Annotated in this window: 8 protein-coding genes; all 8 read left to right on the plus strand. The window is 37.3% G+C overall.

Translation table 11 applies throughout. The annotated features are described in order from the left end of the window. The first annotated feature begins 12 nt into the window (after nucleotides 1–12). The 8 genes from parC to glgD all read left to right on the plus strand — a co-directional run bounded on the left by parC (nucleotide 13) and on the right by glgD (nucleotide 12,198). Nucleotides 13–2,469 (plus strand): DNA topoisomerase IV subunit A, encoded by a 2,457-nt coding sequence (parC, locus tag IEV09_RS01000; protein WP_188366396.1) that lies wholly within the window; start codon nucleotides 13–15, stop codon nucleotides 2,467–2,469. A 278-nt stretch (nucleotides 2,470–2,747) separates the two neighbouring features. Continuing rightward, nucleotides 2,748–5,027, plus strand: a complete 2,280-nt coding sequence (pflB, locus tag IEV09_RS01005) for a formate C-acetyltransferase (RefSeq protein ID WP_188366397.1) — start codon at nucleotides 2,748–2,750, stop codon at nucleotides 5,025–5,027. A gap of 70 nt (nucleotides 5,028–5,097) precedes the next feature. Next, complete coding sequence (gene pflA, locus IEV09_RS01010) at nucleotides 5,098–5,865, plus strand: pyruvate formate-lyase-activating protein (RefSeq protein ID WP_188366398.1); 768 nt, start codon at nucleotides 5,098–5,100, stop codon at nucleotides 5,863–5,865. Between the two features lie 114 nt (nucleotides 5,866–5,979). Beyond that, nucleotides 5,980–6,906: a manganese-dependent inorganic pyrophosphatase gene (locus tag IEV09_RS01015; protein ID WP_188366399.1), complete on the plus strand. Its 927-nt coding sequence runs from the start codon at nucleotides 5,980–5,982 to the stop codon at nucleotides 6,904–6,906. 85 nt (nucleotides 6,907–6,991) lie between these two features. Further along, nucleotides 6,992–7,834, plus strand: a complete 843-nt coding sequence (locus tag IEV09_RS01020) for a DUF1803 domain-containing protein (protein ID WP_188366400.1) — start codon at nucleotides 6,992–6,994, stop codon at nucleotides 7,832–7,834. A gap of 133 nt (nucleotides 7,835–7,967) precedes the next feature. Continuing rightward, nucleotides 7,968–9,881 carry a 1,4-alpha-glucan branching protein GlgB gene (gene glgB, locus IEV09_RS01025; protein WP_229731636.1) on the plus strand — a complete coding sequence of 638 codons (1,914 nt, stop codon included), beginning with the start codon at nucleotides 7,968–7,970 and terminating at the stop codon, nucleotides 9,879–9,881. Nucleotides 9,882–9,926: 45 nt separating this feature from the next. Next, the gene (locus IEV09_RS01030; protein ID WP_188366401.1) at nucleotides 9,927–11,072 is read left to right on the plus strand and encodes a glucose-1-phosphate adenylyltransferase; all 1,146 of its coding nucleotides are present in this window, start codon (nucleotides 9,927–9,929) and stop codon (nucleotides 11,070–11,072) included. After that, complete coding sequence (glgD, locus tag IEV09_RS01035) at nucleotides 11,059–12,198, plus strand: glucose-1-phosphate adenylyltransferase subunit GlgD (RefSeq protein WP_188366402.1); 1,140 nt, start codon at nucleotides 11,059–11,061, stop codon at nucleotides 12,196–12,198. Before IEV09_RS01030 ends, glgD begins: the two co-directional genes overlap by 14 nt. Nucleotides 12,199–12,200: the final 2 nt, after the last annotated feature.

Genomic DNA, 12,200 nt, shown 5'->3' on the forward strand with positions numbered 1-12,200 from the left:
GAGAGATCACTAATGACTGAACAACAAAATATTCAAAATTTAACGTTAGAAGAAGTGATGGGTGATCGCTTTGGGCGCTATTCGAAATATATTATTCAAGAACGTGCATTACCTGACATTCGAGACGGTTTAAAACCCGTTCAACGTCGGATCTTATATGCAATGCATAAAGATGGCAATACATATGACAAAGGATTTCGTAAATCAGCGAAGTCAGTCGGAAATATCATGGGGAATTACCATCCCCATGGTGATAGTAGTATCTATGAGGCAATGGTCCGTATGAGTCAAGATTGGAAATTGCGTGAAGTTTTAATTGAAATGCATGGAAATAACGGAAGTATGGATGGCGATCCTGCAGCAGCAATGCGTTATACCGAAGCACGTCTTTCAAAGCTAAGTGGTGAAATGTTAAAAGACATTGAAAAAGACACGGTTGATTTAGTCTGGAACTTTGATGATACGGAAAAAGAACCGATTGTTTTGCCCGCACAATATCCTAACTTACTTGTGAATGGCTCCACCGGAATTTCAGCTGGTTATGCAACAGAAATTCCTACGCATAATTTAGAAGAAATTATAAATGGAACGATCTATTTAATTGATCACCCAAATGCATCAGTTGAAAAATTAATGCAATTCATACAAGGTCCAGATTTTCCAACAGGTGGCATTTTACAAGGAAAAGATGAAATCAAAAAAGCGTATGAAACGGGCAAGGGCAAAGTTATTTTACGCTCAAAAACAAAATTTGAAACGATTAAGGGTGGTCGTCAACAAATTGTCATTAATGAAATTCCTTACGAAGTAAACAAAGCGAATTTAGTTAAGAAAATGGATGAAATTCGCCTAAATAAAAAAATTGATGGCATTATTGAAGTGCGTGATGAAACCGATCGTACTGGATTACAAATCGTTGTTGAGTTAAAAAAAGATGCAAATGCAGAAGGGATTTTAAATTACTTATTTAAAAATACCGATTTGCAAGTCAATTATAACTTTAATATGGTAGCAATTGATGAAATGCATCCGCGTCAAGTAGGCTTAAAGCGGATTTTAGAAAGCTATATTTTGCACCGCCGAGAAGTTGTTTTGAAACGAACGCACTATGATTTAGCTAAAGCCAAAAAACGTCAGCACATTGTGGATGGTTTAATGAAAGCTTTATCGATTTTAGATGAAGTGATTGCGACGATTCGTCAAAGTAAAGATAAAAGAGATGCGAAAGAACAATTGATTTTGCAACATCAGTTTACTGAAGAACAAGCAGAAGCGATTGTGATGTTACAACTTTATCGTTTGACGAATACAGATATTACGCAATTACGAGTGGAAGCGAAAGAGTTAGCAGCGTTAATTCAGGAACTATCAAAAATTGTTGCAGAAGATGCGGAATTATTGAAAGTTTTGAAAAAAGAATTACGTGAAATAAAAAAACAATATGGCAATCCGCGTAAAACAGAAATTGAAGACGAAATTGAAGAAATTATTATCGAAACAGAAGTGTTAGTTATTCCGGAAGAGGTTATTGTAACCATTACAAAGGAAGGCTATTTAAAACGTAGTAGTTTACGTTCGTATCAGGCTTCGAAACCGAATGAATTAGGAATGAAAGAAGGTGACGAGTTACTTTTTGCTAAGCAGCTTAACACACTCGATCATCTTTATTTAATCACGACTAAAGGAAATATTATTTATCGTCCTGTTCATGAATTGCCAGAAGTACGCTGGAAAGAGTTAGGTGAACACCTTTCGCAAACGATTACGACGTATTTAACAAATGAAGAAGTTCTTGCTGTTTTTGATTTTAAAGATTTACCAGAAGAATCGAATTTCTTACTTGTTAGTCGTGAAGGTTGGATTAAACAAACGAAATGTTCAGATGTTGCGCCGTGGCGTACGTATCGTAGTCGTTCGCAAGTAATTATGACTTTAAAAACAGCGACAGATGCTGTTGTTGATGTCTTTTTAGTCAATCCGACCGATTCTCTCGATATCTTCTTGGCCAGCAATCAATCTTATGGTTTACGTTATGCCATTGATGAAATCCCAACTGTCGGCGCTCGGGCGGCAGGCGTCAAGTCGATGAATCTAAAGGAAAATGATTTCATTGTTAATGCATTAGTCGTCTATTCTGAGGGTGATTCTCCAATTGTGATTATTAGCCAGCGTGGAGCAGTGAAACGCATGTTAGCGCAAGAAGTACCGCAAATGGGACGGGCGAAACGTGGTCAGCTGATTCTAAGAGAATTAAAAAGCAATCCACACCGCATTGTTTTCATGGGAGTAGGAGAAAAGCGTAGTTATATTGTTCATAATCAAAAAGGGGAAGAAAAAGTCTTTAAGACAGAAGACTTCCCAGTTGCCGATCGGACATCAAATGGCAGCTTTATCTTAGATGAAAAACAAGGCGGAGAAATCAGTGAAGTACGTCAAGCCGATGTTTTTGAATCACTTGAAAATAATTAACTGTCTTAGTTTTAAACTCAAACAGGTCTATCTGTATCAATACAGATAGACCTGTTTTTTTGCATTGTTCAATCATTACTTTGTGTTTTAAAATGATTTGTCTAAATGAATCACAATTAGAAAAGCTTTTATATCAATGTTTACATGTATATTTTTCGAAAAAACAGTAAAGTTGTTCAAAAAAAGATATTGAATGACTTGCAAAAGGTGTCCGTTGTGTTATACTATTCACGTAGAGCTGTTACATAAGAGAGCAGAATATAAGGAGGACCATCAATATGTCATCTGAAGTGAAAAATGTAGAAAAATTAAACAAAGCATGGAACGGATTTAAAGGCGGACGTTGGGAGTCAGAAGTCGATACACGTGGATTTATTCAAGCGAACTACACTGAATACCGTGGCGACGATAGCTTTTTAGAAGGAATCGCACCAAGCACAGATAAGCTTTGGACCAAGTTACAAGAATTATTTGATGTTCAACATGAGCGCAATGGTGTCTATGACATGGATACAAACAATCCAGCGACACTAACTTCTCATGGACCAGGTTACTTAATTAAAGAAGAAGAAAAAATTGTCGGATTACAAACAGAAGTACCATTGAAACAAGCATTCCAACCATTTGGTGGAATCAACATGGCTAACGGTGCATTAGTTTCGAATGGCTATGAAGTTGATGAAGAAATGACAAAAATCTTTACCGATTACCGTAAAACACATAACCAAGGTGTTTTTGATGCTTACACGCCTGAAATGCGTTTAGCGCGTAAAACAAAAATCATTACTGGGTTACCAGATGCTTATGGACGTGGCCGTATTATCGGTGATTACCGTCGTGTGGCACTATACGGTATTGATTTCTTAATGGAACAAAAGAAAAAAGACCACGATAACACAGGGAATAAAGTCATGACTGATGACGTCATTCGCTTACGTGAAGAGATTTCTGAGCAATATCGTGCATTAAATGACTTAAAGAAAATGGCAGCATCGTATGGATTTGATATTTCACGTCCAGCTGAAAATGCACAAGAAGCGGTTCAATGGTTATACTTTGGTTACTTAGGTGCTATTAAAGCACAAAATGGTGCGGCAATGTCAATCGGTCGTATTTCAGCGTTCTTAGATATTTATATCCAACGTGATTTAGATAACGGTGTGATTACTGAATTTGAAGCGCAAGAATTAATCGATCATTTAATTATGAAGTTACGTATGGTTAAATTTGCACGTACACCAGAATACAACCAATTATTCTCAGGTTATCCAATTTGGGCAACATTATCAATTGCAGGAATGGGATTAGACGGTCGTTCATTGGTTACGAAAAATGATTTCCGTATTTTACACACATTAACAAATATGGGACCATCTCCAGAACCAAACTTAACTGTTTTATATTCATCTCATTTGCCAGAAGGATTCAGAACTTTTGCAGCTAAAATTGCGAAAGAAAGTTCTTCAATTCAATTTGAAAACGATGATTTATTACGTTCAAACTGGGGATCAGATGACTGTGCAATTGCTTGTTGTGTATCTGCAACAGTAATGGGTAAAGATATGCAATTCTTTGGTGCTCGTGCGAACCTTGCCAAAGCGGTATTATACGCAATTAACGGTGGTGTCGATGAGAAGACAAAAATGCAAGTTTCACCAAAATTCCGCCCAATGGAAGGTGACACATTAGATTACAACGAATTCATGGAACGTTTCAAAGATATCATGGATTGGTTAGCAGAGTTATATGTCAATACATTAAACGTGATTCACTACATGCATGATAAATATGCATATGAAGCAGCACAATTAGCCTTAATGGATAGTGATTTAAAACGCACTTTCGCAACAGGTATTGCGGGAATCTCTCATGCTGCTGATAGTGTGATGGCGATTAAACATGGTAACGTAAAAGTAATTCGTGATGAAGATGGTATGGCCATTGATTATGTACCACAAAACGAATTCCCAACATACGGAAATGACAACCAAGAAGCCGATGCAATGGCGAACTGGATTTTAGATTACTTCATGACGCAAATTAAACGTCAACATACTTACCGTAATTCAACACCAACAACGTCATTATTAACAATCACTTCGAACGTTGTATACGGTAAAGCAACTGGTAACACACCAGACGGTCGTCGTGCAGGTAAACCATTAGCACCAGGTGCAAACCCAAGTTACCAAGACGGTAAATTCTTAGGTGAGAAAAATGGCTTATTAGCGTCATTAAACTCAACAGCACGTCTAGAATATACACACGCATTAGACGGTATTTCAAATACACAAACGATTAATCCAAATGGTTTAGGTAAAGATGAAGATACACGTATTGCGAACTTACGTAACGTGATGGATGGTTACTTTGATAATGGTGGTTTCCACTTAAACGTGAACGTGTTTACGAACGAATTACTATTGGATGCGCAAAAACATCCTGAAAAATATCCAAACTTAACGATTCGCGTTTCAGGTTACGCTGTGAAATTCCGTGACTTAACTCCTGAGCAACAAGCAGACGTTATTTCAAGAACTTCACACGACAAACTATAATTGTTATACTTATGAAGGGTGACAGCCTCAGCTGCTCACCCTTTTTTGAAAGAGAAGGGAAGAGATTACTTTGACAACTCCAATTATGGGAAGTATTCATTCGACTGAAAGTTTCGGTACCGTTGATGGACCTGGCGTACGTTTTATTGTGTTTACGCAAGGTTGTCGTATGCGTTGCCAATTTTGCCATAATCCAGATACTTGGAAAATTAATGATCCAAAAGCTTCCGTACGATCGGCAGACGATGTTTTAGAAGAAGCATTGAAATACCGTCCATACTGGGGGAAAAATGGGGGGATAACAGTAAGTGGTGGTGAACCTTTACTGCAAATGGACTTTTTGATCGATTTATTCAAGAAGGCTAAAGCATTAGGAATTCATACAACCATTGATACTTGTGGAAAACCATTTACTCGAGAAGAACCATTTTTCTCAAAATTTGCAGAGTTAATGTCTTATACGGACCTTTTCTTATTTGATATTAAACACATCGATAATGAAGGACATAAGGAACTAACGACTCAGACGAATGAAAATATTTTAGAGATGGCACAATATCTATCTGAAATTAAGCAACCAGTTTGGATTCGCCACGTATTAGTTCCAACAAAGACTGATTATGATGAATTTTTAATTCGCTTAGATAGTTTTATTAAAACATTGGATAATGTTGATAAAGTAGAAGTTTTACCTTATCACACAATGGGACGTTATAAATGGGCTGAACTAGGTTTGAAGTATCCTTTAGAGGGGATTGAACCACCAACCAACCCACGTGTTGAAAATGCTAAAAAGCTACTACACGTTGAGGATTACCAAGGGTATCTAACACGTTAGATTAATACAGCCTTTTCCGTTAAAGAAAAGGCTGTATTTTTATGGAATCAGCTAGAATTATGTAAGATAATTTGCTATTATTAGTGTTGAATTGCAAAGAATGGAGCGAAAATCATGTCAAAAATTTTAATCTTTGGTCACCAAAATCCGGATACGGATGCAATTGGGGCAGCAATCGCTTATGCGAACTTACAAAAAGCTTTAGGAAAAGATGCTGAGGCTGTTGCTTTAGGTACGCCAAGTGAAGAAACACAGTACGCATTGGATTATTTTAAATTAGCAGCTCCAAGAGTCATCTCTTCAGTCAAAGAAGAAACAACTGACGTTATGTTAGTGGATCATAATGAATTCCAACAAAGTGTGTCTGATATTGCGGAGTTAAATATCTTAGCCGTAGTCGATCATCACCGAATTGCCAACTTTGAAACAGCGAATCCATTATACTATCGCTGTGAACCAGTTGGTTGTACAAGTACGATTATCTTTAAATTGTATAAAGAAGCTGGCATTGAAGTACCTCAAGCCATTGCGGGTATGATGTTATCTGCGATTGTTTCAGATACGTTACTATTTAAATCACCAACATGCACGCCAGAAGACGTTACTGCAGCCAACGAATTAGCAGCAATTGCACAAGTAGAACTTGAAGTCTACGGTCTAGCAATGCTAAAAGCCGGTACAAACTTAAGCGATAAATCTGTTGAAACGTTGATTGATTTAGATGCAAAAAGCTTTACAATGGGCGATAAAGTCGTTCGAGTGGCTCAAGTAAATACCGTTGACCTCAATGAAGTATTTGATCGTCAAGCAGATCTAGAAGCAGTAATGGCGAAAGAAAATCAAGCAAATAACTATGATTTATTCCTATTAATTGCAACGGATATTTTAGCAAGTGATTCTGAATTATTAGTGATTGGTGAACCTGTTGCGAATGTTGAAAAAGCATTTGGAACAACTTTAACGAATAACCGTGCGTTTTTACCAGGCGTTGTCTCTCGTAAAAAACAAGTCGTTCCTCAATTAACTGAAAGTTTTAACTAAAAAAATGAACACTTATTGTTTTAAAAGCGAGTTGTTTTATACGCTGAAGCAATAAGTGTTTTTGTTTTAGAAAGAAGGAAAGAAAATGAGAGTTTTAGTCGATGAAAGGAATCCAAAATTAATAAAGATGCTGGAAGGGGCCTTTTTTCAACAATTGTATTTATTGTTGAGCACCAGCTCGGAAGCGCCGACGTTACGTCAAATTAAAGCATCCGTGGATGAACCTAAAGTGGAGAAAACACTTGATTATTTTATCAAAGAAAAGATTATTTCGAGAGTTAATAAACGGTATTTTTTGACCATACCGACAATCAAAGATGATGACGAAGACTTACTCGCATCGATTGCTCAAGAATTGATTGAAAACTTAGGGAATTATAGTAAAGAACAACAAATATTGTACATCGAGGCGCTCTATCAAAGAATCGGTCAACACCCACCAATCGAAATAGCAGAAGAATATCCGATGTTGATACTTAATTCGATTGAAACAGACTTGCTAAAAGTTCTCTCTTTTGAAAAGGAGCGATGGGCCTTTAATTTACCGAACTATTTTCAAGCGCAACGAATGCCAACAATAAAAACTGAATTTGAAGCAATGACAGCCTTAATTGGGGATGTAAACCCAAGTTATTATTTAGATCAAGTCTTTGTTTTAGTTGAGAAGATGACTGAGGGTCAAAAAGTGAGAGAAAGTATCTTTTTAAAATCCTTAGAAATATGTGGGATTTTGCAACGAAAAGAGAATATTTCACTGACGGTCCCAGTGATCGGGTTAAAAGAGGAAGTCAATCTAAACGAATTGCCATCAGCCTACAAACAATTGAATCCAATACAACAAAAGAGTCTGTTACTAATGGTTGTTGAGTCATTGAACTTAGTTAATCAGACCGTTTTTGTTATAAAAAAAGAAGGGAATGCTTCCTAGTCGAGGCATTTCCTTCTTTTTTTGCAAAAATAACTAACATTATGGTTAGTGATGAATAAGATTTTGATTAGATTTATGTTATAATGTAATTAGTATTATGAAAAGTATAAATGGGAAAATGGAGGAGGTTGTGATGGGAAAGCAAAAGATAGATGAGCAACAAGAGCTGCATGGTTTTTTGACAGGTGAGAATTTCTATGTGCAGCAAATTCTAGGTCTTCATGAAGAGGATGGCAAGTATGTTTTTCGTGTTTGGGCACCAAATGCACAAAAAGTCTGGCTTGTTGGCGACTTTAACGATTGGGAAAATACGCTTTTAATGGAGCAAGATAGAGACTCTGGGGTTTGGTTGATTGAAACGACGTTGCCAAAGCAAGGTGACTTATATAAATTCAATGTGCAACGTACAGATGGGACACAAATCATGAAGCTTGATCCTTTCGCTACTCGATTTGAAACACGACCTGGAACAGCCGCAGTCATCCAATCAATGGGGGATAAAAAATGGCGTGACGGACTCTGGCGCGGGCGTCAAAAGCGCAGTAATCACTTAAAAAGACCGATAAATATTTATGAAGTACATGCGAGTTCTTGGCGTCAAAAAGAAACAGGGGAACCTTATACTTTTCATGAATTAAAAGATCATTTGATTCCTTACGTTAAAAAAATGCAGTATACCCATGTTGAATTTATGCCGTTGATGGAACATCCTTTGGGTGCTTCATGGGGATATCAACTAACGGGTTTTTTTGCACTAGCTTCTTACTATGGTACACCAGAAGATTTTCAGGAGTTTGTTGAGGCATGTCATTTAGCCAACATTGGCGTAATTGTGGATTGGGTTCCAGGTCATTTTTGTGCCAATGAAGACACGTTGCCTTATTATGATGGCACACCAACTTTTGAATATGCGGATTCCAATCGTGCGAAAAATCGCCGTTGGGGTGTTCATAATTTTGATTTGGGAAAACCACAAGTGCAGAGTTTTTTGATTTCAAGTGCCTTGTATTGGATTGATACCTTTCATCTTGATGGTATTCGCGTGGATGCTGTTTCGAATATGTTGTACTTAGACTATGACGAAGGGCCATGGACGCCCAATCATGAAGGTGGAAATCGTAATTTTGAAGGCTATTACTTTTTGCAAAAACTATCTTCTGTGTTGAAACAAAAACATCCGAACATCTTGCTGATTGCAGAGGAGAGTACGTCACAGACCCAAATTACCGGACCGATTACAACAGGTGCATTGGGATTTGATTATAAATGGAATATGGGTTGGATGAATGATATTTTGCGTTTTTATCAGATGGATCCGATTGAGCGTAAACACCATTTTCATTTAGTAACCTTTTCATTTATGTATGCGTTCAATGAAAATTATTTATTAGCATTGTCACATGATGAAGTTGTCCACGGGAAGAAAAGTTTAATGCATAAAATGTGGGGCGATCGCTACAAACAATTTTCACAGTTACGTAACTTATATGCCTTTATGTATGCCCATCCCGGGAAAAAATTATTATTTATGGGAGGGGAATGGGGGCAGTTTCTCGAATGGAAACATGATCAGGGGTTAGAGTGGGTAGATCTACAGGATTCCTTTAATTACCAGATGCAAATCTATACGAAGCATTTGAATCACTTGTACAAAGAACAACGTGCGTTGTGGGAAATGGAGGACTCGTCGACTACGATTCGTTGGATTGATGACAGTCCAGAAGATTCCATTTTAGCATTTATTCGGCAAGGGCATCGAAAAAAAGATTTTCTAATTATCATTGTGAATTTAGTTCCTGTTGAACGCGTAAATTATCCAATTGCAGTCCCTTATGAAGGGGAGTATGAAGAAATTTTAAATACCGAACGCGCCACGTTTGGAGGCACATGGGAAGAAGGAAACCCTGTTTGTGAGACAACTGAGCAAACAATGAATGCTTTTTCCTATCAAATTACACCGACCATTCCAGCGTTAGGCGTGCTGTATTTGCGACCAAAAAAAATTCAAATACGAAAAACCGAAGTGAAAGGGGGGAAAGAGCTGTAATTTAACGGGAGGAAGTTCGAACGATTTTAATTACAGCTTATGACCATGAAAAATGAAATGATTGGAATGATCTTAGCAGGAGGTCAGGGAACACGATTAGGTAAATTAACGAAACATATTGCAAAACCAGCTGTTCCATTTGGTGGGCGTTATCGAATTATTGATTTTACTCTGAGTAATTGTGCAAATTCAGGCATTAATCATGTGGGCGTCGTTACACAATATCAGCCTTTGGCATTAAATTCTCATATTGGAAATGGTGTAAACTGGGGACTAAATGGTATCAACTCAGGAGTGACAATTTTACAACCTTATTCTAGTGCAGAAGGAAGTAAATGGTTTGAAGGGACCGCACATGCGATTTATCAAAACATTGATTATATTGATGAATTAAATCCACAATACGTTTTGATTCTATCGGGTGATCATATTTATAAAATGGACTATGAAGAGATGTTAGACAATCACAAAGCCAACAATGCATCGCTGTCAGTTGCAGTTATTGGAGTACCGATGAAAGAAGCATCGCGTTTTGGAATCATGAACACTGATGAATACGATCGGATTATTGAATTCGACGAAAAACCGAAACAACCGAAAAGTAATTTAGCGTCGATGGGTATTTATATTTTTAACTGGGGTCGATTACGCGAAATGTTACTGAGTAATTACGCCATGGATAACAAAATGGAAGACTTTGGAAAAGATGTAATCCCGGCTTATTTAGCCAGTGGGGCAAATGTATTTGCGTATCGCTTTGATGGTTACTGGAAAGACGTAGGGACAATTGATTCGTTATGGGAAGCGAATATGGAGTTTTTGGATTTAGATATGTCACTCAATATCCGTGATAAAAATTGGCGTGTCTATTCTAAAAACCGTATCTCACCACCTCACTTTGTAACAAGCACCGGTTCGGTTAAAGATGCCTTAATTTCAGATGGTTGTTACATTTCTGGGGAAATTAACCATAGTATTTTATCAGAAGATGTGCAAATCAAAGAAGGATCGGTCATCACTGATTGCGTAATCATGTCCGGTGCAACGATTGGTAAAAATGTTACTTTGAATCGTGTGATTGTCGGTGAAGATGCGATTATTGGCAACAATGCAACGATTGATGGTAGTGAGGAAATCGCTGTCGTGGGCTATTCTGAAGTGATTGGAGTGACGAAAAATGAAGGCGAATAAAATGTGTGCGTTAATTGGAAACATTCATCGTTACGATGAACTATTACCATTGATTGAAAACCGTCCGATTGCAACCTTGCCTTTTGCTAGTAAATATCGTTTATTGGATTTCAATTTATCGAATGTTGCGAATGCGAATATACCATCAGTGTTTATGGTATTTAATGAAGGTGAGACCCGTTCCGTTTTCGATCATATTGGTGGTGGGCGAGAATGGAGTTTAGATGGTGTCAAAAACCGTTTCTTCATTCACATCTATCAAGACTATACGAGAAAAGCAGACAATAACCGTAGTTACTATGAATTAATTATTGACTATTTACTAAAATCAAAAGCAGAATATGCGGTGTATATGGGTAGTAAATTCTTATGTAATATCGATTTACGGGCGATTCAAGCCATTCATAGACAAAAAAAATCTGACCTGACGGTTGTTTATAAACGAGTAGAAAAAGAACGAGTACATCCCTCGGATATTTTACTCAAAATGGATGCGGAAAATATTGTCGTGGAAAAAGCTTCAGCTAGTGCAGTGGAACCTGCGGAATTAGTCAATCTATGTACAGATATTTATATTATAAAGACAGAACGATTAATTGAATTGCTTAGAAAACGTCAAGCGGCGGGAGTCGTTGGAAGCCTAGAAAATTTATTGCGAGAGTCGATTGGTCAAAATACATCTGCTTATGAATACACAGGTTATTTGACGAATATTTATGACATTTCTTCCTATTACCAATCCAACATGGACATGTTAGATGTCAAAAAATTCAATTCGTTATTGTATTCAAGTCAAAAGGTTTATACGAAAATGAAGGATGAAGTACCGACTTATTATAGTCGAACATCAGATACGAGTGACAGCCTCTTAGCTACCGGTTGTACAATTGAAGGAGAAGTTGAGCATTCCCTCATTAGTCGAGGCACGCATGTCTTTGAAGACGCACATGTAGAGCATTCCATTATCTTTTCAGGTAACACGATCCATTCAAATGCTCAAGTTTCGTATGCAATCTTAGACAAAAATGTGATAGTGGATCCACATGTTCGAATAATTGGGACCGCAAATAAACCAGTCGTTGTACCAAAAGGACAACATGTCACGACGGATATTATTGGAGGGTGAAG

Origin of the sequence: Enterococcus alcedinis (genome assembly GCF_014635985.1) — a bacterium.
Taxonomy (GTDB): domain Bacteria; phylum Bacillota; class Bacilli; order Lactobacillales; family Enterococcaceae; genus Enterococcus_I; species Enterococcus_I alcedinis.